The following is a 25470-nucleotide window of genomic DNA, read 5'->3' on the forward strand; positions in this document are numbered from 1 at the left end:
AGTTAAGCCCGTTTGCGCCGATGGTACTGCAATCCTGTGGGAGAGTAGGTCGCCGCCTTCCTTTAAAACCTTCATCATTTACTTGATGAAGGTTTTTTTTTGCCCTAAACTGAAATAACAAATTACCGATTTAATCTTTTAGGAGATTGTTCTTCTTCCTTTTATTTGAAAGTTGTTTTTCTAAAGTTATAAATAGAATGACCTACACTCCCACAGTGTGGGTGGTGATTGCAGCGTCACCTAAGTAACCCCGCAAGAACCGTTTTTAACTCCTCAAGCCGCCTTCCTTTTTTTGAAACTTTTTAGTATTGGAGGTGATTAAGGCTTCTTTTGCCCTAAACTCAAAACTTTCTACTCGCCCACAGTGTGGGTGGTGATTGCAGCGTTACCAAAGTAACCCTGCAAGAACCGTTTTTACTCGTCAAGCCGACTTTCTTTTTTGTCAACCTTTTAGTATTGGAGGTGATTAAGGCTTCTTTTGCCCTAAACTCAAAACGTCCTACTCGCTCACAGTGTGGGTGGTGATTGCAGCGTTACCAAAGTAACCCTGCAAGAACCGTTTTTAACTCCTCAAGCCGCCTTCCTTTTTTTGAAACCTTATTATTAACTGGAGGCGATTAAAGCTTCTTTTGCCCTAAACTCAAAACTTTCTACTCGCCCACAGTGTGGGTGGTGATTGCAGCGTTACCAAAGTAACCCTGCAAGAACCGTTTTTAACTCCTCAAGCCGACTTTCTTTTTTGTCAACCTTATTATTAACTGGAGTTGATGAAAGCTTTTATTGCCCTAAACTGAAATAACAAATTACCGATTTAATCTTTTAGGAGATTGTTCTTCTTCCTTTTATTTGAAAGTTGTTTTTCTAAAGTTATAAATAGAATGACCTACACTCCCACAGTGTGGGTGGTGATTGCAGCGTTACCAAAGTAACCCTGCAAGAACCGTTTTTACTCCTCAAGCCGCCTTCCTTTTTTTGAAACCTTTTAGTATTGGAGGTGATTAAGGCTTTTTTGCCCTAAACTCAAAACTTTCTACTCGCCCACAGTGTGGGTGGTGATTGCAGCGTTACCTAAGTAACCCTGCAAGAACCGTTTTTAACTCCTTAAGCCGCCTTCCTTTTTTTGAAACCTTTTAGTATTGGAGGTGATCAAAACTTCTTTTGCCCTAAACTCAAAACTTTCTACTCGCCCACAGTGTGGGTGGTGATTGCAGCGTTACCAAAGTAACCCTGCAAGAACCGTTTTTAACTCCTCAAGCCGCCTTCCTTTTTTGTCAACCTTTTAGTATTGGAGGTGATTAAAATTTTTTTGTTCTAATCTGAAATTACAGGAAGCATAATAGAGGTTGCAGCATAACCAAAATAGTTTAGGTGCTATTCTTAAGGTTCAAACCACTAGTTTATAAACAAAAAAGCCACTATAAAGATATATAGTGGCCTCTTTTAAATATGTAAACTTTATCTTCTTATATAAAATAAGAAGTTATAACATCTAGAAAAACTGCTGTCATAAATGAATACAATTTTAAAATATAGATTTCATGATTGTATTTATACCTTTAAAACATAGGAATATTGCTCCTACACAAGTAATAAGAGCAACTGGAAGAATCATATAGATAATATTGGTGTCTTTATTCAAAAATGCTAAAGTGAGTAAATAAGGACCTAAAAAGAGTAATGGCAAGGCAATTGCCATATATTTTAATCCTTTTTTCAATAAATTAAAATCTGTGTGTCCTTTACTCATTGTGATAATTATTTAAAACGTTTCTAACATTCTTATATTTCGCTAGAAGATTTTCAGCTTCTTCATTTGAGATATTTAGTTCGGCTGTAATCATCTTAATAGCTCGATCTACAAGTTTATTATTGCTCAATTGCATATCTACCATTTTATTCCCCTTAACTCGTCCTAATTGAATCATTGTAGTAGTTGATATCATGTTTAAAACAAGTTTCTGGGCTGTACCAGCCTTCATACGTGAACTTCCTGTAACAAATTCTGGACCTACAGTAACAACTACTGGAAATTGTGCAGTTAAGGCTAAAGGACTTCCTTCATTACAAGTGATGCAACCTGTAGCAATATTATTTTTATTACACTTCTCTAAGGCACCAATTACATAAGGTGTTGTACCAGAAGCAGCGATACCAATTACAATATCCTTTTCGGTAATATTTTCTTTTTTAAGATCTTCCCATCCTTGGTTTTCAGAATCTTCAGCAAATTCAACAGCGTTTCGTATGGCTGAATCTCCTCCCGCGATTAACCCAATAACCAAATCTGGAGATACTCCAAAGGTAGGAGGACACTCACTTGCATCTACAATTCCTAATCTACCGCTTGTTCCTGCTCCAATATAGAATAATCTACCACCAGTATTTAATTTTTCAACTACCTTTTCGGTTAAAGCTTCTATTTCAGGTAGCGCTTTCTCAACAGAAAAAGCTACTGTTTTGTCTTCATTATTTATATTTTGAAGCAGTTCTTGCACACTCATTTTTTCTAAATGATTGTATTTTGAATCTGATTCAGTGGTTTTTAAAAAATTCATCTATAAAGTTAAGGCTAATATTAATTTTATTGAACTATATAATTGAGTATTGATACTTCAGATATTCTAAAATATCCTAGCGGATAGTTTTCAGGATTTGTTTCATTAATTATGTTTCCTCTTACAGTCGCTGGTTGCGTGTCAAACGGACCGCTTCCTCCACCGATTTGTTGTAAAAGAACAAACATATAATTATAAAAGTCTTCATCAACACCATAAAGATTAAAAATAACACTATCTCCAGGAGTTAAATCTTCTACTACATAATAACCAAAATTTAAATTTCCGTTAGAAAACTCATCGTTGTAAACGCTACGTACAGTCCCTTTTTCTGTAATTCCGGTAAAATAATAAAAATTCTCTTCGTTTATAGGATCATTAAAAAAGACTTTTAGTTCGATATCCTCTCCACTAAAACCTCCATCGTCACGCTGATTAACATATTCTAAGGTAGCTGTGGTTTGAAGTTGTGTTGTAGCTGTATAAACTTCGTCGTCGTAAATTATTTTAAGGGAATAGTCTATGTCTTCTTGTGGTAGAAAAGTTCCTTGATAAAGTCCTTCACCGCGGTATTCAAACGGATATTCAACGCCATTTTCATCAGTAATTAGCACAATTGCATCTTCAACTATAGGGACAACATTATCAAAAAATGGAGCTGTAGTTGTAAGTTTCACCAAACTACTTAATGAAGAGCCATCTTCTAGAATATTAATATTGGCTTCTATAACTAATCGGGGAGGAGCGTCATTAAGTTCAACTTCTATAACATCTTGACAAGAAGTAAGAATTCCGAAGAAAAAAACTAATAAATATATTTTCTTCATAGTATTAAAATTTGAAATTATAAGTAACTGACGGAATTATACCAAATATAGATAGTCTAACCGCTTCATTTTTTCCGATATCTGTATTTTCGCTAAATCTAATAGACGCTGCATTTTTACGATTGTAAGCGTTATAGACGCTAAACACCCATTCGCCTTTCCAGCGTTTTGTACTTTCAGGTTTTGGAGTCCAAGTGGCTGATAGATCTAAACGATGAAACGGAGATAGACGACTACTATTACGGGCTTCATAAACTGGAACAACCATTCCGTTATATACATATTGTCCTTCTGGATAAGTGGTTGGTATCCCTGTTTGGAAAATAAAATTGGCACCAAAAGACCATTTTTCTGAAAGTTCATATTGTCCTGTAACCGATATATCATGCGATTTATCCCACGGACTATTATACCATTCTCCATTATTTATACCGCTTTCAAATTCCGTACGCCCAGGTGTTCTTTGTTCACTTTTAGACAATGTATAAGCTAGCCAACCTTGAAACCTACCAGTTGTTTTTTTGAATAAGACCTCTAATCCATAAGCTCTTGCTTCCCCGTTTAATAAAATTTGCTCAATGGCATTATTTGCAATTAAATCGGCATCATCTATATAGTCTAGTCTGTTTTTTACTTCCTTATAAAATGTTTCAATCTCTAAAGAATAATTTTTAAAATTTCTGAAATATCCCAAAGCCACCTGATCTGCCAATTGTGGGTCAATATACTTTCCACTTGGTGCATAAATATCAAAAGGAGTAGGAGAGGTAGTGTTACTTATAAGGTGAATATATTGCGACATCCTGTTGTAACTCGCCTTTATAGAAGAATTTTCATTTAATAAATAGGAAATAGAAAATCGAGGTTCTAAGTTTATAAATGATTTAATAGTTTCACTTCTGCTATATGATACTGTATCGATAGGTTTTGCTTTTCGGTATATCTTAAGATTAGAATCGTAATTTAAAGGATTGTTGTTTTCATAAAGAAACAATTCATCTTGTCCTAAACGATTAAATGTAGATAGTCGAAGTCCAGCCTGTACTGAAATTTTATCGGAAAAATCTATTTTAGCATCCACGTAAGCCGCGTTCTCCCATGCGTATTTATCGGTTAGCTTAAAAGGATTAATTCCTGAATCTTCAGTGGTTGGATTTACATCTCCTGGATTAAACTTGTAGTAAATACTATTTAGTCCGTAACGCAAATCAATATTATTTGATATATAATGCGTGAAATCGTATTTTAAGTTGAAATTACGAATACCACTATCAAAATCGAATTCAACAAATTTCAGCGCTAGGCCGTAATAATAATCTGAGTAGATTAAAGATAAATTTGAAAACAACTTATCGGAGTAAAGGTGATTCCAACGAAGATTTAAAGTTGTGTTTCCAAAGTTATTTGTAAAACTATCTGAAATTTCAAAAACATCTCTTCCAAAATATCCGGATAGGAAAAGACGATTATTGTCGTTTATATTATAGCTTAGTTTTGTATTTAGATCGTAGAAGTAGGCAATGTTATCGTTATCAAATAACGGAAGAAATAAGTGTGCATAACTACTTCGGCCTCCAATCAAAAAAGAAGCTTTGTCTTTTTTTATTGGGCCTTCTAATAATAATCTGCTTGCAACTAAACCAATTCCTCCACTTGCGTGATATTCTCGTTTATTACCATCTTTTTGATAAATATCTAAAACTGAAGATGCTCTTCCTCCATATCGAGCAGGAATTCCCCCTTTATACAATGTAAGGTCTTTAATAGCATCTGGATTGAAGACAGAAAAGAAACCAAATAAATGTGAGGAATTATAAATGGTAGCTTCGTCTAATAGTATTAAATTTTGATCAGACGCACCACCCCTAACATTAAAACCGCTAGCTCCTTCACCCGCACTGGTAACTCCAGGAAGTAATGTAATGGCTTTTATAACGTCAACTTCACCTAGAACCACTGGGATTTTTTTAATTGTTCCCGATGAGAGAGTGTTTGCGCTCATTTGAGAACTGCGAACACTTAAGTTTTCTGCATTTGCTTTTATAACCACTTCATCTAAGTTTTCAGTATCTGTAGCAAGTTCTAAGTCTAGCTTTATGTTTTCTGAAAGAGCAACATCAACAGTTTGGGATGCGAACCCTATATTACTATAGGTGACATTATAATTCCCTTTAGGAAGTGTAATTGAATAATATCCATATTGATTAGTTACCGTCCCTGTTTGTAATTCCGGAATAATAACGTTTACTCCAAAAAGTGTTTCGCCAGAACTTGCTTCTGAAACAGTCCCACTAAGTGTAAATTTTTCTTGAGAAAAGATTACAACACTTGTAAAAAAAAATAGGAATACTAGTATTTTTTTCAATTGAAATATTATTAGGTATAAAAAAACCTCCAGCAATGCTGAAGGTTTTATAACGTTTTATAATCTTAATTTATTTCTGAAAGTATATTATTAAAAGTTTTGCTTGGTCGCATAGCTTCAAATACTAATTTTTCAGTTGGCTCGTAATAACCACCTATATCAACTAAATGCCCTTGAACCATTGTCAATTCTTCATTGATTTTGTTCTCCTTTTCTTTTAATTGTTCAGCAATTGGAGTGAATATATCTTTTAATTCTTGGTCCTTATCTTGCTTAGAAAGTGCTTCTGCCCAATACATAGCTAAATAGAAGTGACTTCCGCGATTGTCAATTTCCTTAACCTTACGTGAAGGAGACTTACTATTGTCTAAATATTTTTCAGTTGCTTCATCTAAAGCTTCAGCTAAAACTATTGCTTTATGATTGTCATTCTTACTTCCAAGATGTTCTAAAGATACAGCTAAAGCTAAAAACTCTCCTAGAGAATCCCAACGTAAATGGTTTTCTTCTAAAAATTGGTCAACGTGTTTAGGTGCAGAACCTCCAGCTCCAGTTTCAAATAATCCTCCTCCGTTCATTAAAGGAACGATAGAAAGCATTTTAGCACTAGTTCCTAATTCTAAAATAGGGAAAAGGTCTGTTAAATAATCACGTAATACGTTTCCAGTTACTGAAATAGTATCTTCACCAGCTTTCACGCGCTCTAGAGTATATTCAGTTGCTTTTTCTGGAGAAAGAATTTTTATTTCTAAACCTTCAGTATCGTGATTTGGTAGGTAAGTATTTACTTTTTTAATTAATTCAGCATCGTGTGCACGATTTTCATCTAGCCAGAAAACAGCAGGACTTCCAGTTGCACTAGCACGAGAAACTGCTAATTTAATCCAATCTTGAATTGGTAAATCTTTTACTTGACACATTCTCCAAATATCACCTTCTTCAACAGTGTGTTCGATAATTACCTCACCGGAGTTATTTATAACTTGAACTTTTCCATTTGCAGGAATTTCAAAAGTTTTGTCGTGACTTCCGTACTCTTCAGCTTTTTGAGCCATTAATCCAACATTTGGTACTGTTCCCATTGTAGTAGGATCGAAAGCACCATGTTTTTTACAGAAATCTATAGTAGATTGATAAACACCTGCGTAACTACTATCAGGGATTACCGCTTTAGTATCGTGGCTTTTTCCATCGGGACCCCACATTTTACCAGAGTTACGAATCATAGCTGGCATAGATGCGTCTATAATAACATCGCTAGGAACGTGAAGGTTTGTAATTCCCTTGTCACTGTTTACCATTGCCAAATCAGGATTCTTGTCGATTATATTTTTAATATCGTTAAGAATCTCGTTTTTCTTATCTGTAGCTAATTCTGAAAGTTTATTTTCTAGATCTCCAAGACCATTGTTTGCATCGATACCTAACTCTTTAAAAGTTTGAGCGTGCTTTTCGAAAAGGTCTTTAAAGTAAACTTTTACAGCATACCCGAAAATAATAGGGTCGCTTACCTTCATCATGGTAGCTTTTAAATGCACAGAAAACAGAACGTTTTTCGCTTTTGCATCTTCAACTTGAGCTTCTAAGAATGAAATTAAAGCTTTTTTGCTCATCACCGTTGCATCGATGATTTCGTCTTTTAAAACTTTTAAGTTTTCTTTTAAGACAGTTATATTACCGTCGTTTTCAACCAATACAATTTTTAAAGTATCGTCTGAAGCTAATGTTAGCGATTTTTCATTGTGAAAGAAGTCACCTTCTTGCATTGTTGCAACGTGGCTTTTGCTGTCACTGCTCCAAGCACCCATGCTGTGCGGGTGTTTTTTAGCATAGTTCTTTACGGCTTTAGGAGCACGTCTGTCGCTATTACCCTCACGAAGAACTGGGTTTACAGCACTTCCCTTTACTTTGTCGTATTTTGCTTTTATTTCTTTTTCTTCTGAATTTTGTGGGTCTTCAGGATAATTTGGAATGTCAAATCCTTTCTTCTGTAATTCTTCAATTGCTTCTGTTAATTGTGGAATAGAAGCACTGATATTTGGAAGTTTAATAATGTTTGCCTCCGGAGATTTGGCAAGTTTTCCTAAATAAGCAAGATCATCACTTACACGTTGCTCTTCAGTAAGAGCTTCTGGAAATACAGCTAGAATTCGAGCAGCTAGTGAAATGTCGCGACTTTCTATTTCTATATTTGCTGGAGAAGTGAATGCTTCAACTATTGGTAAAAACGAGTGTGTTGCCAAAGCCGGTGCTTCATCGGTTTTGGTGTATATAATTTTTGAAGAATTTGTCATTGAAATGTTTTTTATAAGAAATAAATATCTAAAATTTTCGGAATGCAAATATAGCTATTTGGTGGGGGTTTTAAAAGAGAGTATAGTAGTTTAAAAGTTAAGGATTTGCAAAGATTTAAAATCCACCTTTAATATTGAATAAATAAGAGGGTTTCCAAAAACAAGAAAAGCCATATCAAAGTATAAATACTAATGATATGGCTCCTTGTATGTAAACTTTTACCAACCAATATACTCTATGGTATATTATAAGCAAGGTTATTATATTCTTGCAGTTGTAGTTTACTTACACGGGTTTCGTTTTGCTATCTTAATTTCCCCGAAGGTCAATTTAAATTTTAAAACTTACCCAACACTTTTTTTAATCTAAGTACTAATAATCTAAAGATCGTGAATACTTCAAACAATTAAAAAAAGCTAATAAAGTGTTTTCAGTTACTCTTTTAAAATTTAAAAACTAAACATCCATTAAGGTTGATAGCTTCATATTAAATTAGAAAAGAATAGTGTAAAAGAACGTTACTTTATATCAATAAAAAGTTTTTAAACTTTATTTGATATTGCTAATATAAGACTCTTTATCGGTATTGTAATAATTTATAACTTATTAAAAATCCACTGTTTACGAACAACAGTTGTTAACAATTGTTCATAAAAAAAGCCCTGTTAAAACAGGGCTTTTGAGAGTTTTCAACAAAGAATACCTTATGAACGCTTTTCTTTGATACGGGCTTTTCTTCCAGTAAGGCCTCTAAAGTAGTAAATACGAGCTCTACGCACGCTACCTCTTTTATTAACCTCGATTTTTTGAAGTGCTGGCATATTGATTGGGAAAATACGCTCTACACCAATAGTTCCACTCATTTTACGGATTGTAAAAGTTTTTGTAGTTCCAGTTCCTTTTACTTGGATTACAACACCTCTAAAAAACTGAGTTCTTGTTTTTTCACCTTCACGGATTTCGTAGTACACAGTAATAGTGTCTCCAGCTCCGAATTCAGGAAATTCGTTTTTTGTAACAAATTCGTCTTCAACAAATTTAATTAACTCTTCCATTTTGTTAAATTGATAGGGTTTAATTTAAAACAACATTCGCGGTTTTCGCCAGAGGTTGAATTAAGTGGGTGCAAAAGTAAGCAATTTATAATATGTGACAAGTTTTTTTTGAGTTTAAAACAAAACATCTTTAATTAGTATTAAGTGAGTTAAGTTGTCAAAAAACTCTACCAGCATTATCGTTTTAAATATGAAAAGCTTAGTAAAGTCTTCAAAGATACTACTTATATTTTCACAAGTTTTATAATCTTATAATAGGACTCTTATTGTTAAAAGAAGGTTAGTGATGATAAATCTTTAACCGATTTGTTGTTTAGAAATATAGCTTATTTTAGTTTTAACAAAAAATTAATAACAATAAATCAAACTTAAATTTTATGATTAAAAACTCCCTTCTAACTCTAGTAACTTTTCTTGCTATATTTTGGCAAGCAAGTGCTCAACAATCCCCACATAATGTTGGTACTTGGAAAGACAAAGCTCCTATAACAACCTTTGGAGAGCGATCAATTTTTAACAATTCTAAAACGCTATTATCTGATTTAAATCCGGCGCCATTTACAGCAGCTTGTAATCAAATTACTTCTGCACCTCCAGTTATTGAGGATGGATATTCCAATTTAGGAGAAGTACAAATGGCCAACGACTTAATGGTTCCGGCAAACAAAAGCTTTACAATGGAAAGCTTGAGCTTTAACAGCATGGTTGAACCTGGAATTCCGGTTCAATCTGTAGATGTTTATTATTATAATGATACAGGTAATGGACCAGGTACTCTTATTGGTTCAGAACTTGGAATAACGCCTTCAAATATTGAAAACCATGGAATTGTAAACAATCATGATCACCTTACTGTTACTGTAGAGTTTGATTCCCCATTCGAATTTCAAGGAAACTCTTTCACTACTATATATTGGGTTGCAATTAAAATATCAATTGGTAGCACTAATGGGTTTATGGAAGTTACAACTACCAATGTAAATACTACTTACCCGGTTTATGTTTTTAACCCTAATACTCAAACTTTTGTGCCTGGTCCAGGAGAATTTGGCGATGGTGTACTTTCTATGTTTGGTAATTGTGAGGATATAGCTGCTTGTAGTGGAACACCTTCTGCCGGAACTGTACAAGGTCCAAATGAAATATGTTCTGACACAGAGTTTTTATTGGAAGTAACAGGAGCTACTCAAGGTCAGTCAGGGTTGACTTACAAATGGCAAATTCGCGAATCTGGTGGTAGCTGGGAAGACTTAGGTGGAGCTACAAACTTTAGTTTATATCAAAGCATTACTACAGATACTGATTATCGTTTTGTAGTACAATGCGGAAGTAGTTCTCCTGTGTATTCCGACCCATTAACAATTACATTAAAACCAGCAAACGAATGTCATTGTATCCCCGTTTTCACAAATGGTTGTAATCAATTTGGTGACTATATCAAGGATTTTATTTTAGAAGGTGAAAACGGAACGGGTATTAGCGACTTAGATACTACATGTCCAACAGCCTCTTATGATGACAGAACAAATCAGTCGGTTGAGTTGGCTACTGGTTTTGAATATGTAGCACAAATTTCTTCAGGATCTACCGATGATTTTGTAGCAGTTTGGATTGACTTTAATAATAACGGTTCTTTTGAAACCGATGAAATAGTTGGTTCTGTTGGATCAGTAAGTGGTACGCAGAAAAGTCTTACATTAAATATTCCTGCAGATGCTCCAGAGGGACATTTCCGTATGCGCGTATTTTTACAATATTGGCAAATGCCGGTGGATCCTTGTGTTCCAGATGCCCCTTGGGGAATGGTTCGCGATTATTCTGTAGATATTATAGGTAGTGTAGATTGTTCAGGTCAGCCTGATGCAGGTACTGCAGTAGGGCCAGATTCTATCTGTCCAAATTCAGAAATAGTACTTAGCGTTAGTGGGGTGACTCAAGCATCAGGAGTAGCCTTCCATTGGGAAAGTAGTCCACAAGGACAAAATGATTGGACAACGCTTCCTGACTCAAACACTTTGGTCTATATCATTTCAGAAGGGATTACTGAAGCTACAGATTTCAGATTCTATATAGAGTGTAGTTTTTCAGGTGAATCTGATACAAGCAACGTGGTAAGTATTGATATAAATGCTCCAACGGATTGCTATTGCGAGCCAGAATATGTTATAGGTTGTGATTTTGATGGTGTTATTAGTTCAGTTCGTTTTAAAAATGCAAATGGAGAGGTAGTATTTGAAAATCAAACAGGTTGCTCTGTAGATGGATATGGTGATTATACAAGTGTAACTCCTGCCAATCTAGAACAAGGAAAAACCTATACCATAGAAATTCAAACTGGATCTCCAGATCCAATAAATGAAGATTTACGTGCTTGGGTAGATTTTGGACAAGACGGAATTTTTGATAATGATGAAGAAATTGCTAATACACTAGGTAATGGTTTCCCAAGTAATGGACTAGCAAGCTATGAATTTACTGTTCCTGCAAATCAGGATTTAGGAGATTATAGGCTTAGAATTAGATTACATAGTTACGAATCAAATTCTGAAATTGAGCCTTGTGAAAAATATACTTACGGTGAAGCGGAAGACTATTTTGTTAGTGTGGTAGAGCCAATGTCTGTTAATGATTATAGCTTTAACAATTTCAATATTTACCCGAATCCTGTTCAAAATCAATTAAACTTAAAATCTGATCAAATTATTTCTGAAGTAATTTTATACAATTTACTAGGTCAGCAATTGATTAAAATAAGTCCTAAATCGCAACAAACACAATTAGATGTAAGCTCACTTTCAACAGGAACTTACATTCTAAAGGCTGTGGTGAATGGCAATGAAAAGAGTTTTAAGATTGTGAAGTTTTAATCACAGCTTAATAGCTTAAAAGTAAAATCCCCTTTAAAACTTAGTTTTAAAGGGGATTTTTATATTGTAGAATTACCTATTCCTTTTCTTTTTCTCGTTCCTTTTTACGTTCGTAATAACTGCTTCTGAAGGATTTATTTCTGCGATTACGCAGTTTAGAAGCGTTGCTCTTATTCCAGAAATATAGCAATGCAAGTAAAATAACACCGCCAACAATTAATACGATAGGATTTGAAAGATCAATCATATTTGTAATATTTAATAAATTATATCTGCTCTGTTATAACTTCTTTTCTAGTGTCGCTTTCCACTTTTCCGTCACGAAGCCTAATAATTCTATGTGCATTATCGGCAATATCTTCTTCGTGCGTAACTAGTATAACAGTGTTTCCTGCTTTGTGAATTTCATTAAAAAGATTCATTATTTCCACAGATGTTTTAGAATCCAAATTTCCTGTTGGTTCATCAGCAAGAATAATAGAAGGTCTATTTACTAATGCTCTTCCAACAGCAACTCTTTGTCGTTGTCCACCCGAAAGCTGATTAGGTTTGTGGTCCATTCTGTCTGCTAAGCCTACATTGGTAAGCACTTCTTTTGCCCTTTCGGTACGTGCTGCTTTTGATGCTCCTGCATATATCATTGGCAAGGCTACATTTTCAAGAGCAGTTGTTCTAGGTAGTAAGTTAAAAGTTTGAAATACAAAGCCAATTTCTTTATTTCGGATTTCGGCAAGTTCATCATCACTCATACTGCTAACGTCTTTTCCGTTAAGCTCGTAGCTTCCAGAAGTAGGAGTGTCTAAACATCCAAGTAAATTCATTAATGTAGATTTTCCAGAACCAGATGGTCCCATTAACGCTACGTATTCCCCACGTTCTATGTCTAAATCTATTCCTTTTAAAACTTTTACGGTTTCTGATCCTAAAGGAAAATCTCTAGTTATATTTCGAATTTTAATTACTAAACTCATATTTTATTAGTTCTAGATTTAGGAGCTATGTTTATCCCGACTATAGGACGCAAAGTTAAGATATCTGTTACAACTTCTGTTTTTAAATGTTTTAAGCGAGTTTTAGTGAGTCTATTTTATACTCTAATTACAAAATGTTGCTTAAGCTGTTCTTTTCTAAAAAACACTAATCCCCATTGAAAGGTGTCGATGCTTACGGTAACCTTTTCATTCTTTATAATTTTTTCCCAAGCTTCGGTCATCCCTTTACTCCAATAAATATCATCAAAAACAATTACAGTGTCATTATGTGTAAAAGCTAATAACTTTTCAAAATACTTTAAAGTGCGTTCCCCATTATGATCACCATCAATAAAAATTAAGTCGTATTTATCTTGAGAAGGAGTTGATAAAAAATCAATAAAAGTGTTTTGCTCAAGTTGAATATTATTCAAATTAAATTCTTCAAATAAACCTTCGGCTTTTTTAGCAGTGTTTGGGCAACCTTCAACAGTTAAAACTTTTCCTTTTTTGGTGCCTAAAGCTAAGGCTGCTGTGCTAATTCCTAATGAGGTTCCTAGTTCTAAATTATTTATAGTTTCTAAATAGGAAGCTAGACGAAATAAAAGCTTTTGGCGTTTCAATTTCATTCCAGCTTGCTTTGCTACTCTTGAAGTTTTCCTGCTTGTTCCTTTAAAAACTCTTGAGCCTTGACCGAAATCTGTCATGTTGATTTCGGACTTATCTTGTTTTAAAGTTTTTTTATACTGCTTTAAAATCTTGTATTCAGGATGTTTAGTTTTATCATTAAAACATTTCGTAATAAGGTTGAACACAAAGGGGGAGTGAACCCCGTGCTTGTTCTTAGAACGTCTTAAAAACTCAAGATAGCTTTTTGATTGGTGAATCATTGTGGAAAAATAATCCGAATTAAGTTTCTGTTTAAGTGAATTGGTAGATTTTTTCAAATTTAATCTAGGCTACAAAGTAATTCTAACCGTGGCATTGCGCCAAATTTTCTTGAAGAAGATTTATTTCAAGATTAAAAATGGCTGTTGTTTTTGCTTCATACTCTCGCTTATTGCCATAGATTAATGATATTTTTTTGCTAATTTCCCCGATTCAAATTATACATGCCTTATTATGCAGTTTAACTACAAAAAGTTACTTCCACATTTAGTTGTTTTCGTGTTATTCATAGTTGCTTCCTTGGCCTATTTTAACCCGGTTTTACAAGGTAAAAAAATATTCCAAAGTGATATTGTTCAATATACTGGGATGGCAAAACAGCAAAATGATTTTCGAAAAAATACAGGGGAAGAAACTTTTTGGACAGACGCTGCTTTTGGTGGGATGCCTACCTATCAGCTTGGTGCAAAATACCCGAATAACTACATAAAAGAATTAGATCTTGCTATTCGTTTTTTACCGAGACCAGCAGATTATCTATTCCTATACTTTATAGGAATGTATATTCTTTTCTTAGTGTTGAAAGTAGATTACAAACTTGCTTTCCTAGGAGCTTTAGCCTTTGGGTTTTCAACGTATTTAATAATAATATTGGGGGTTGGGCATAATGCTAAAGCACATGCGATTGCTTATATGCCATTGGTGTTAAGCGGAATATTTCTCACTTTTCAACGAAAATATCTTTGGGGATTTTTGCTTTTAACAGTTGCGATGGGATTGGAGTTGACTGCAAATCACTTCCAAATGACATATTATTTAATGCTCTTAGTAGTAATTATAGGCATCGTATATTTAATTGATGCATATAAAAAGAAAGAATTATCTCATTTCTTCAAAGCTGTTGGGTTAATGTGTATTTCGGTTATAATAGCCATTGGTTTAAATGCAACTAATATTCTAGCAACAAAAGAATATGCCGACACTTCAACTCGTGGAAAATCGGAATTAACTATTAATGCAAATGGTACTCCAAAAGACAATAAGACTGGTTTAGATTACGACTATATAACGGAATACAGCTACGGAAAGCTTGAAAGCTTCAACTTATTTATCCCTCGCTTTATGGGAGGAAGTTCTACTGAAGATTTCCCTGAAGATTCAAAAACTGTTGAAGTCTTACTGCGCATGGGCGCTTCACCTCAAGAAGCAAATCAAGTTTTAAGTCAGATACCTATGTATTGGGGAGATCAATCGTTTGTTGGTGCACCTGCATATATTGGTGCAATTATGATATTTCTTGCCGTATTGGCTCTGTTTTTAGTTAGAGGTAGATTAAAATGGTGGTCTGTTTCTGCTTTTATTTTAATCTTACTACTTTCATGGGGTAAGAACTTTAGTGGGCTCACCGAGTTCTTTATAGATTACGTGCCGCTTTACAATAAGTTTAGAGCCGTTTCTTCTATTCAAGTAATACTAGAACTTATAATTCCTATTCTTGCGGTAATTGGGCTTCACCAATTCTTCAATAATTTTGAAAGGGAGAAGGAAAAGAAAAAAGCATTGTTGTATTCTACAGGAATTGTAGGAGGCCTTACTTTGATATTTATTCTTTTTAAATCGACACTTTTTGATTTTGCAAGTCCATATGATAGTTACTTTAGGGAGGAAATGGGACTACCATTTTTAGAAGCAATTCGTGAAGATAGAATGTCGCTTTTTACTTCTGATGCTATCCGATCATTAATATTTGTGATTTTATCGGCTGCAGTTCTTTGGTTTTTTATGAAAGGAACTTTGAAAAAAGGAATTGCAATTGCAGGACTTTGCGTTTTAGTGTTAGTTGATTTAGTTGGCGTTGATAGACGATATGTAAACGAGGATGATTTTGTTCAAGCTAGATTGGTTGAAGAACCATTTCAGAAAAATGGAGCTGATATTCAAATCTTAGAAGACGATGGTCATTTCAGGGTTTATGATGCTACTACAAATGCATTCAACAGTGCACGTGCAAGCTTTTATCACAAGGCATTAGGAGGATATCACGCTGCAAAGCCTGGAAGAATTCAAGATTTGTTTGAGTTTTATATCAGCCAAGGAAATATTGGGATTCTGAATATGATGAATGTTCGTTACATCATTGCACAGAATAAAAATGGAGGACCGGTAGCGCAACGAAATCCTTATGCAAATGGAAATGCTTGGTTTGTAGATAACGTACAACCGGCAGAAAATGCAGATCAGGAAATTCGACTTTTAGATAGTTTAGATACTAAAAAGACTGCTGTAGTCAACCAGGAATTCCTTTCCAAAATACCTGCTAAAAATGTAGCTAGAGATAGTACAGCTTCTATTGAACTTGTAAGCTATAAACCAAATCACTTAGTGTATGAAGCTTCAACCAAAACGGAACAACTAGGGATATTTTCTGAAGTTTATTATCCTAAAGGATGGAATGTTTATATCAACGGTAAACCTGCAGAATATTTTAGAGCAAATTATGTATTAAGAGCTATGATTGTACCTGAAGGTAATAATAAGATTGAATTCAAATTTGAGCCTAAGGTAATTCAGACAGGTAGTACAATATCTACAATAAGTAGTATCATTCTTCTATTAATTTTATTAAGCGGGTTGTATTTTACATTTCGGAAAAAGGAAATTAAGGAGTAAATGAAACGTGCTCTTATAGTTACATATTATTGGCCTCCAGCAGGCGGCCCAGGTGTTCAGCGTTGGTTAAAATTCGTGAAGTACTTCAAAGAATTCGGCGTAGAGCCAATTGTTTATATCCCAGAAAATCCGAATTATCCATTAGTCGATGAAAATTTCTCTTCTGAGATACCTTCAAATGTTGAGATTATAAAACATCCTATTAAGGAACCATATCGATTTGCTAAATTCTTTTCAAAAAAGAAAACTAAGCAGATGAGCAGTGGAATTATCCCTAAAAAAGATTCTACTGCAATTGAAAAGTTAATGCTGTATGTGCGCGGTAATTTTTTTATTCCCGATGCTAGAGTAGGATGGGTGAAACCTTCGGTAAAATATTTATCAGATTACCTCGAGAACAATGCTGTAGATGTTGTTATCACCACAGGGCCACCACATAGTCTTCACTTAATTGGGAAGCAGCTTAAGAAAGAATTAAATGTAAAATGGATTGCAGATTTTCGCGATCCTTGGACAACGATACATTACCACAAATCACTTCGCTTAAATAAAACTTCAGAAAAAAAGCACAAAGCATTGGAAGCTGCTGTGCTAAATACTGCCGATGTTGTAACCGTTACGAGCCCCACCACTAAAAAAGAATTTCAGGAAATTACAAACAAACCAATTGAAGTAATTACAAATGGTTTCGACATAACGGAAGAGGTGAACTACAACCGAGATTTAAAGTTTACTATTTCTCATATTGGTTCTTTATTAAGTGAGCGAAATCCAAAAAATCTATGGTATATACTTGCTGAAATATGTAAGAAAAACACTTCTTTTAAGAAGGATTTAGAACTGAAATTTGCTGGTGCAGTTAGTGATGAAGTAAAAGAAAGTCTATCTGAGTTTAATCTAGATGAAAACAGCAAATTTTTAGGGTATGTATCACATTCTGAAGCTTTAAAACTGCAAAATGAAAGTCAAGTACTACTCTTAGTTGAAATAAATAGCGCTGAAACTCGAGCCATAATTCCTGGAAAACTCTTTGAATACTTAGCTGCAAAGCGTCCAATTATTGCTTTAGGGCCAAATAAAAGTGATATAGAAGCGATTGTGGATGAAACAAAATCTGGAAGATTTTTTGATTACTCTGAAGACAAGGAATTAAAAAATGAAATTCTCCGACTTTATAAACAGTATAAGACAGGTGATTTACAAGTTGCTTCCGAAGGAGTTGATAGGTTTAGTCGCAAGCAACTTACAAAACAGATGTCGGCTTTGATAAAAGATGTTAGCTTATAATTTACATCTTTTTAGTTCAACTTTCTATTTCTTTCCTACGTAGTACACTAAAAATATATAGCGAATTGCCAAAGCAATTAGCAATGGCAATAGGCCAATTGCAAAAACTTGTACGCCTGTAATCCAATGAAGGGTTAGTAGGCTTAAAAGCACTAATAAAAGCATAAAATAACGCTTCATATTTGGAGAAATATCCTTTTTTGCAACCGCTACAATTACGAAAATTGAAATAGGAAAAGCCCACAACAAATTGTAGTTATTAGCAGTCGCACTATGGTCTGTAGCAAACCAAAGAAGGAAAAGGAGAATTCCTATAATACCTGTAGATAGAAAAATAATTAAGTCTAAGTAGCGGCTTCGTTTATTTGTTTTAAAGTCTCTGTAGGTTATAAAAACGATTAAAGCTCCAATAAGTCCTAAAATAAATAGTGGACTTAAAAAGAAATTACTTTGGGGTGGGGTAGGAGTGTTTTTGTATAAAGTGTTGGTTGTTTTAACCAATGAAACTTTTTCTCCATTTCTATTAATATATGCGTTAGCGGCTCCTTGGAATACATATTCTGGTAGGAACTGATATTCAATCGGCTTTGCTTTTGTGTCTATTATAGCACCAAGAGCTGTGTCTATTCCTAAACTTCCCCAAGAATTTGCTTCAAGGTTTAGCTGAATTAATTGCCTAAAAGTTAGTTCTTCGTTGATATGATCGTCATTAAACTCCAATTGCTTTCCGAGTACTGTCCAAACAACATCGCGCATTTTAGTGGCGCAGTTGTCATAAAAGAAGTCGTATTTGTATTTTTTATTCTCAGGTCGCGCATTATTCCATAGAAAGTCGGAGAGTTCTTGTTTTTCAGAATGCGTAAGGTTTAGAACTTGCTCTTTCATCCAGCGATTTTGCGCTACATAACGAGGATAGAAGTTTTTGTAATAATCTACGCCTAGTTGATAAAGTAATTTACCTTGAGCGAATTTAAGGTAGAAATTCGGCGTGTTAAAATCGTATTCACCGTAGTTAAACACCACATCCATTCCGTTGATACTATCTTGAATCCTGAAAGCACTATGTCCAAACTTGTCGTAAAGTTCAGCTCCGGGACCAATTGTGATAATACTTATTTCGGAAGCTTCAGATAATTGCGCAAACTGTGCATTTGCTGAAACCGAAAAAAATAAAAGAAGTAATACTATGTAATTTTTCACCACCTATAAACGATTATATGTTTTATAAATATCTTATTAAAAGTTCAATTTTATTATCTAAAAATTTCCCAATCTAATTTCAGCGAGAAAACATTTGAATACAGTGCCGCACTTTGGTCACCAATATCAGTTAATGCGTAATCTACTTGTATACCTTTATATCTAAATCCAACGCCAATATTAGGCTGAAATCCTACAGCGTCAGAATTATCAAGTTGTTTAATATTTTGAAAATTACCAACTCCACCTCGAACATAAACCATGTCAATATACGCGAATTCAAGTCCTAAAGAGGGGGTAATACTTGCAAATGAAGTAGAGATAATGTCGTTTGTTTCAGCAAATCTGAAATTTAAATCTACTTCAGCTAAAAGAGAAAAGTCGTGACGATAAACAAATTTTCGAGCTACCCCTAATTGAAGCTTTGGGATAGTAATTTCGGTGGTTTCAGGTAACTCTTGATTTTGACCTTCTACGGCTCCTTGTATTTCAGCAAACTTTTCTTCGTCTATGCTCCAAGCGTTAAACGTTGTAGTAATATCTCGAGCCATTATTCCAAACATCCAGTTTTCAGTTCTAAACTGCACAGCTGCATCCAATCCAAATCCCCAAGATGATGCGAAATCACCGATAACACGTCTAATCACTTTAGCGTTTACGCCATAGTTAAGACCGTCTAAAGGGAGTCTTCGAGCGTATGAAAATGTAAACCCATAATCTGCTGTAGAGAATTTACTAATTCGATCGTATCTTATATTTCCTTCATCGTCAATAAGCTGAGTGGTGTTTAAGATATCGTCCACACCAAAACGTATTGCAGAAAGTGCTACAGCACTTCTATCGTCTAGCGGCATTGCAAAGGCTGCGTAATCGTAATTTGCGATGTTTGCAAAGTACGATGCGTGCATTAAGGATAGCTGTTTGTCTTCGAGGTTTACTAATCCAGCGGGGTTCCAATATCCAGAATTTACGTCGCTAGATGAAGCTACCACAGCGTTGGCCATACCAAATGCAGCAGCATCTACACCAATGTTCATGAATTCGTTGGAATATTTACGTGCGGTTTGAGCTTGGGCAAAAACCGAAATAAGTACGATAAGTAGGAATAATCTATCTTTCAAGCCTGGAAATTTGGGCAAATATGACACTATTTTATAAAATATTAAACTTAAAATTTATAGACATATTGCCTTAAATTAGCATAGGACGAAAATACTTTGTTATTTTTACACTTCCTACCAATAAATTATGATAAAACAAATACCAAATATCATCACATCGTTAAACATTATGTGTGGATGTGTAGCAGTGCTTTTCGCTGTTTCAGGCGATTTAATAATAGCTTCAGTTTTTGCATTCCTAGGAATATTCTTTGATTTTTTTGATGGACTTGCAGCGCGTTTGTTAAAAGCACAAAGTGAAATTGGACTTCAGTTAGATTCTCTTGCAGATGTTATTACAAGTGGAGTAGTACCAGGAGTAGTAATGTTTCAGTTATTGAATCTTTCTATCTTCGGACATATGCAAACGCTAACGGAGATTTTTTCTTTAGACGGGTGGAACGTAAGTTTTAATAACTACTTACCTCTTTTAGGGTTAATGATTGTAATTGCTTCTGCTTACCGCTTGGCAAAGTTTAATGTTGATACCCGCCAAACCTCTGGATTTATTGGATTGCCAACGCCTGCTAATACTTTATTGATTTTAAGTCTTCCTCTAATTTTACAGTTTCAATTTTCAGATTTAGCTGAAACGATAATTCTTAATAAATGGTTCTTAATTGGGATGACATTATTAAGTTGTGTACTGCTAAATGCTGAAATACCACTTTTCGCTTTAAAGTTTAAAACTTGGGATTTTAAAAGTAATGCAGTTCGTTATGTGTTTTTACTATTGTGTGTTGTGCTTTTAGTTTTTCTGAAGTTTTTAGCAATACCTTTTATAATCTTGATTTACATATTGCTTTCAATGTTCTGGAAAAGCTAAATTACTAGGGAAAAAGATTTGATGTTTGCTCGTAAAGATTATTGAGTTTTCAATTGAAAAATAGGGTGATTATACTTTTAATCTATAATTGAAGTTTAAAATTCCATCAGTAAAGATTAATATAAGGTAGATTGAAAAATTAGAATTCTAACTTCTTCTTTCTAAGCTCAAAGTTTTGACCTAGATATACTTTACGTACCATTTCATCGGCAGCTAATTCTTCTGGAACTCCATGTTTTAGAATACTTCCTTCAAACATAAGGTAGGTTCTGTCTGTAATAGCGAGCGTCTCTTGAACGTTGTGGTCGGTAATAAGGATTCCGATGTTTTTGTTTTTAAGCTTCGCTACAATACGCTGTATGTCTTCTACAGCTACAGGGTCAACTCCTGCAAAAGGTTCATCTAGAAGAATAAAGTGAGGGTCGGTTGCTAATGCTCTTGCAATCTCAGTTCTACGTCTTTCTCCACCACTTAAAAGATCTCCGCGGTTTTTGCGTATATGTCCCAAACCGAATTCCTCGATTAACGATTCCATTTTGGCACGTTGTTCTTTTTTGGAGAGTTTAGTGAGTTGTAAAACGCTTAAAATATTATCTTCTACGCTTAGTTTTCTAAAAACTGAAGCTTCCTGCGCTAAATAACCAATACCATTTTGAGCACGTTTGTACATTGGGTATTTGGTGATTTCTGTTCCTTCTAAATAAATATTTCCGCCATTGGGTTTAATTAACCCTACTATCATATAAAACGAGGTGGTTTTACCAGCACCATTCGGCCCCAGCAAACCAACAATTTCTCCTTGGTTTACTTCAACTGTGATGCCTTTTACAACCTTTCGGCCTTTATAAGATTTTACTAAGTTTTCGGCTTTTAGTTTCATTTATTCTTTTTCTGAAGGTTCGACCACTCCCGAAGTTTCGGGATACGAAGATATTAATTATTTAAATTACGCTAGCGATTGCATCTCAACCAAATTGTAATAAACTCCTTTTTTCTCTAATAGTTCTTGGTGTTTACCTTGTTCTACAATCTCACCTTTTGAAAGTACCACTATATTATCTGCATTTTGAATGGTAGAAAGTCTATGCGCAATAACAATCGAAGTTCTATTTTGCATCATTTTTTCTAATGCATCTTGAACCAAACGCTCACTTTCTGTGTCTAGGGCCGAGGTAGCTTCATCCAATATCATAATTGGTGGATTTTTAAGTACAGCTCTAGCAATACTCAATCGTTGCTTTTGGCCTCCACTTAATTTATTCCCGCTATCACCAATATTTGTATTAAAGCCATCGGGTAAATTTTTAATGAATTCATACGAATTACTAATTTCAGTAGCTTCCATTAATTCTGCATCGGTAGCTAAAGGTTTCCCAAGCTTTAAGTTGTTGGCAACGGAATCATTAAAGAGAATAGAATCTTGTGATACAATTCCCATTAAACCGCGTAAAGATTTTTTCGAAATATTTTTAATGTCAACACCATCAATCTCTATACTCCCTTTGTTTACATCGTAAAAACGTGTTAACAAATTGGCGATTGTACTTTTTCCGCTACCAGATTGTCCAACCAGTGCAACAGTTTTTCCTTTAGGAATTTCTAACGAAAAGTCTTTAAGCACGTATTGATCTTCGTACTTAAACGAAATATTCTTAATCGAAATTGTGCTGTCAAAATCTTCTTTCTGAACAGGGTTTTCAATATCGGTAATTGTATTCTCGGCTTCTAACAATTCTAATATACGCTCCGCAGAACCGTTTGCACGCTTTAAAGAGTAACTAGCTTTAGCGATCGCCTTTGCCGGAGTAAGAATATTATAAGCAAGCATAATATACCCAATAAAGAAACTAGCTTCTAATGTTTCGTCGATAAAAACTAAATACCCTCCGTAAACTAGCAAGATTCCGATTGTTATAATCCCTAGAAGTTCACTTAAAGGTGAAGCTAGGTTTTGCCTGTTCATTACTTGATTAGAGTGTTTGTAGAATCGTTCGTTGCTGTCTTCAAATTTTTTCTGAAAAAGTTCTTCGGCGTGAAAGGCTTTAATAATGCGAAGACCTCCCATAGTTTCTTCCAAAATAGAAAGGAAAACACCTTGTTCTTGTTGAACTTTTAAGGACTTTTTCTTTAATGTTTTTCCAACTTTTGAAATGAAAAATCCTGAAATAGGTAAAAACAAGAAAACGAAAAGGGTAAGTTTGGCACTAATAAAAAGCATAAATATTAGCGATGCAATAATGGTTAGTGGTTCTCTCACAATCATTTCTAATACTGAAAGAACGGAGTTTTTAACTTCATCTACATCACCACTTAATCTAGATATAGTGTCACCTTTTCTTTTTTCAGAATAAAACGCCAAAGGAAAACTTACAACTTTACTGTAAAGAGCATTTCTTAGATCTTTTAATACCCCATTCCGAAGAAAGGTTGCGTAAAACAAAGCTAAGTAGTTGCTTAAGTTCTTCAATAAGAATAGCGAAATGATAATTCCTACCATATACATTAGCACCTTAAACTCTCCTAGATTGTTTATACTTTCTATAATAAAGTAATTAAGGTATTCCTGCGAATAATCTTTTAAATTGGTAATGCCTTCGTAAACTGGCTTTGGGCCAAGTGTACGTTGGTTGCTAAAAATAATTTCTAAAACTGGGATTAATGCTACAAATGAAAGTGTACTAAATAACGCATACAATATGTTGAAAAATATATTGAGGAATGCATATTTCTTGTACGGGTAGGCGTAACGCAGTATTTTTTTGAAATAATTCATTAACTAATGTTTAGTTGTGCTGCAATAGCCTCTATTTTCTTTTTAAGAATCCCTTCAAAATTTTCTTTTTCTGAAGTGTTTACGCTAATGTAGAACTTTATTTTTGGTTCAGTACCACTTGGTCTTGCTGCAATTTTACTTCCGTCTTCAGTATAGAAAATTAATACATTAGATTTTGGAAGATTTAATGTTGAAGTTTCATTTTTGATGAAGTCTGTGGTTTCATTTTTAGAAACATCATCCATTCTCAAAACCTTACTTCCGGCAATTTCCTTAAATGGATTAGCGCGGAGTTCTTTCATCATATTTGAAATCTCCTCAGCACCTTGTTTACCTTTTTTTGTAAGAGAAATTAAATGTTCGCGATAATTTCCAAATTGGTTGTAAACGTCATTGAGGTATTGAATCATACTGTTGCCAGCGTGTTTTTTCTGGGCTGCAATTTCACAAGCTAAAAGAGTAGCGGTAACAGCATCTTTATCGCGAACAAAATCACCAACTAAATACCCAAAACTTTCTTCCCCGCCGCCAATAAATTCTAACTCAGGATTGTCTTTAATCATTTTTGCTATCCATTTAAAGCCTGTTAGACCTTCAAGATATTTCACGTTGTAGTGATTAGCGATTTTTTCAACCATTGGAGTGGAAACTATCGTAGAAGCTACAAACTGATTTCCGTTCAGTTTTCCTGCTTTTTGCCACTGTTCAATAAGGAAATGCGTCATTAAAACCATTGTTTGGTTTCCGTTTAAAAGAACCATTTCGTTATTGCTATTTCTAACTGCAATCCCTAATCGATCACAATCTGGGTCTGTTCCGATAACAATATCTGCATTTTCTTTTTCAGCGAGTTCCAAAGCCATTTTTAAGGCTGCAGGTTCTTCAGGGTTTGGTGATTTTACTGTAGGGAAATCTCCATTTGGCTCTGCCTGCTCTTCAACAATTAATACATTGTTATAGCCAGCTTGATTCAAAACCTTTGGAATCATCGTGATTGAAGTTCCGTGAAGTGAAGTGAAAACGATTTTCAGGTTTTTACGTGCTTCTTCTGAAGTATTAAAAGTTCCGTTTTCAACAGATGCTTTGGCGAAAGCTTCATCAACTTCTGAATCTATATTCTGAATCAAACCTTCATTTGCTTCAAACTTTATGTCTTCGTATTTAAGGGAATTAATTTCAGAAATAATTTCTCCGTCTTGAGGTGGTACTAATTGCCCGCCATCTTCCCAATACACTTTATATCCGTTGTATTCTGGTGGGTTGTGTGAAGCGGTAAGTACAATTCCTGCTTGACATCCTAGGTGTTTTACTGCGAATGAAAGCTCTGGAGTAGGGCGTAAGTCTGAAAAAAGGAAAACTTTTATTCCATTTGCCGAAAAAACATTAGCAACAACTTTTGCAAATGTTTTACTATTGTGTCTGCAATCGTATGCAATTGCTACTTTTATATCTTGGTTAGGGAATTTTTCTTTTAAGTAGTTAGAAAGACCTTGAGTGTTTTTCCCTAGGGTATACTTATTAATTCTATTGTCGCCAAGCCCCATAATGCCTCGCATTCCACCAGTTCCAAACTCAAGGTTCTTGTAGAAACTGTCTTCCAACCCCTCAGGATCGTTTGCGATCATTTCTTTAATATCGTGTTGAGTTTTCTCGTCGAAAAAAGGGGTGAGCCACTGGTTAACGCGGTCTAAAATTTTCGGATCTACGTAAATCATTTTCTTAAATTAAAAG

General features: G+C 34.5%; 18 protein-coding genes. 4 read left to right on the top strand and 14 right to left on the bottom strand.

The features are described 5' to 3' along the window. Positions 1-1522 precede the first annotated feature (1522 nt). The 6 genes from FHP04_RS12235 to rplS all read right to left on the bottom strand — a co-directional run bounded on the left by FHP04_RS12235 (position 1523) and on the right by rplS (position 9097). Positions 1523-1747 carry a DUF6095 family protein gene (locus FHP04_RS12235; RefSeq protein ID WP_139856424.1) on the bottom strand — a complete coding sequence of 75 codons (225 nt, stop codon included), beginning with the start codon at positions 1745-1747 and terminating at the stop codon, positions 1523-1525. Further along, positions 1740-2555, bottom strand: a complete 816-nt coding sequence (gene murQ / locus FHP04_RS12240) for an N-acetylmuramic acid 6-phosphate etherase (protein ID WP_139856425.1) — start codon at positions 2553-2555, stop codon at positions 1740-1742. The genes FHP04_RS12235 and murQ overlap by 8 nt, the downstream gene beginning before the upstream one ends. A gap of 26 nt (positions 2556-2581) precedes the next feature. Beyond that, positions 2582-3382, bottom strand: a complete 801-nt coding sequence (locus FHP04_RS12245; protein WP_139856426.1) for a DUF4249 family protein — start codon at positions 3380-3382, stop codon at positions 2582-2584. Between the two features lie 4 nt (positions 3383-3386). Beyond that, complete coding sequence (locus tag FHP04_RS12250) at positions 3387-5747, bottom strand: TonB-dependent receptor (protein ID WP_139856427.1); 2361 nt, start codon at positions 5745-5747, stop codon at positions 3387-3389. Between the two features lie 65 nt (positions 5748-5812). Next, the gene (locus FHP04_RS12255) at positions 5813-8041 is read right to left on the bottom strand and encodes an NADP-dependent isocitrate dehydrogenase (protein ID WP_139856428.1); all 2229 of its coding nucleotides are present in this window, start codon (positions 8039-8041) and stop codon (positions 5813-5815) included. Between the two features lie 705 nt (positions 8042-8746). Next, the gene (rplS, locus tag FHP04_RS12260) at positions 8747-9097 is read right to left on the bottom strand and encodes a 50S ribosomal protein L19 (protein WP_139856429.1); all 351 of its coding nucleotides are present in this window, start codon (positions 9095-9097) and stop codon (positions 8747-8749) included. A 377-nt stretch (positions 9098-9474) separates the two neighbouring features. On the opposite strand from rplS, the gene FHP04_RS12265 reads away from it, so the two are divergent. After that, positions 9475-11964 carry a GEVED domain-containing protein gene (locus FHP04_RS12265; protein WP_139856430.1) on the top strand — a complete coding sequence of 830 codons (2490 nt, stop codon included), beginning with the start codon at positions 9475-9477 and terminating at the stop codon, positions 11962-11964. A gap of 76 nt (positions 11965-12040) precedes the next feature. Here FHP04_RS12265 and FHP04_RS14525 read toward each other — a convergent pair whose 3' ends face one another. The 3 genes from FHP04_RS14525 to FHP04_RS12275 form a co-directional block, all read right to left on the bottom strand. Further along, entirely contained in the window at positions 12041-12211 is a 171-nt protein-coding gene (locus FHP04_RS14525) for a hypothetical protein (protein ID WP_158319145.1), read from the bottom strand. Between the two features lie 19 nt (positions 12212-12230). Then, a complete protein-coding gene (locus FHP04_RS12270; protein WP_139856431.1) occupies positions 12231-12935 on the bottom strand; it encodes an ABC transporter ATP-binding protein in 705 nt (234 codons plus the stop codon). Positions 12936-13051: 116 nt separating this feature from the next. Then, the gene (locus FHP04_RS12275) at positions 13052-13825 is read right to left on the bottom strand and encodes an O-methyltransferase (protein ID WP_139856432.1); all 774 of its coding nucleotides are present in this window, start codon (positions 13823-13825) and stop codon (positions 13052-13054) included. 232 nt (positions 13826-14057) lie between these two features. On the opposite strand from FHP04_RS12275, the gene FHP04_RS12280 reads away from it, so the two are divergent. Next, positions 14058-16493, top strand: a complete 2436-nt coding sequence (locus FHP04_RS12280; RefSeq protein ID WP_139856433.1) for a YfhO family protein — start codon at positions 14058-14060, stop codon at positions 16491-16493. Beyond that, a complete protein-coding gene (locus FHP04_RS12285) occupies positions 16494-17780 on the top strand; it encodes a glycosyltransferase family 4 protein (protein ID WP_139856434.1) in 1287 nt (428 codons plus the stop codon). 24 nt (positions 17781-17804) lie between these two features. Here the strand turns inward: FHP04_RS12285 and FHP04_RS12290 are convergent, their stop codons facing one another. Both FHP04_RS12290 and FHP04_RS12295 read right to left on the bottom strand, forming a co-directional pair. Beyond that, positions 17805-18980: a lipoprotein N-acyltransferase Lnb domain-containing protein gene (locus tag FHP04_RS12290; RefSeq protein WP_246051427.1), complete on the bottom strand. Its 1176-nt coding sequence runs from the start codon at positions 18978-18980 to the stop codon at positions 17805-17807. 53 nt (positions 18981-19033) lie between these two features. Continuing rightward, entirely contained in the window at positions 19034-20101 is a 1068-nt protein-coding gene (locus FHP04_RS12295; RefSeq protein ID WP_179951786.1) for a putative type IX sorting system protein PorV2, read from the bottom strand. A 127-nt stretch (positions 20102-20228) separates the two neighbouring features. Between FHP04_RS12295 and FHP04_RS12300 the strand changes: the two genes are divergently transcribed. Then, complete coding sequence (locus tag FHP04_RS12300; RefSeq protein WP_139856437.1) at positions 20229-20966, top strand: CDP-alcohol phosphatidyltransferase family protein; 738 nt, start codon at positions 20229-20231, stop codon at positions 20964-20966. A gap of 139 nt (positions 20967-21105) precedes the next feature. Here the strand turns inward: FHP04_RS12300 and lptB are convergent, their stop codons facing one another. The 3 genes from lptB to FHP04_RS12315 all read right to left on the bottom strand — a co-directional run bounded on the left by lptB (position 21106) and on the right by FHP04_RS12315 (position 25454). Then, positions 21106-21846 (bottom strand): LPS export ABC transporter ATP-binding protein, encoded by a 741-nt coding sequence (gene lptB, locus FHP04_RS12305; protein ID WP_139856438.1) that lies wholly within the window; start codon positions 21844-21846, stop codon positions 21106-21108. A 66-nt stretch (positions 21847-21912) separates the two neighbouring features. After that, the gene (locus tag FHP04_RS12310; RefSeq protein WP_139856439.1) at positions 21913-23739 is read right to left on the bottom strand and encodes an ABC transporter ATP-binding protein; all 1827 of its coding nucleotides are present in this window, start codon (positions 23737-23739) and stop codon (positions 21913-21915) included. After that, the gene (locus FHP04_RS12315) at positions 23739-25454 is read right to left on the bottom strand and encodes a phospho-sugar mutase (protein ID WP_139856440.1); all 1716 of its coding nucleotides are present in this window, start codon (positions 25452-25454) and stop codon (positions 23739-23741) included. Before FHP04_RS12315 ends, FHP04_RS12310 begins: the two co-directional genes overlap by 1 nt. Between the last annotated feature and the right edge of the window lie 16 nt (positions 25455-25470).

Origin of the sequence: Aequorivita sinensis (genome assembly GCF_006346335.1) — a bacterium.
Taxonomy (GTDB): Bacteria; Bacteroidota; Bacteroidia; order Flavobacteriales; family Flavobacteriaceae; genus Aequorivita; species Aequorivita sinensis.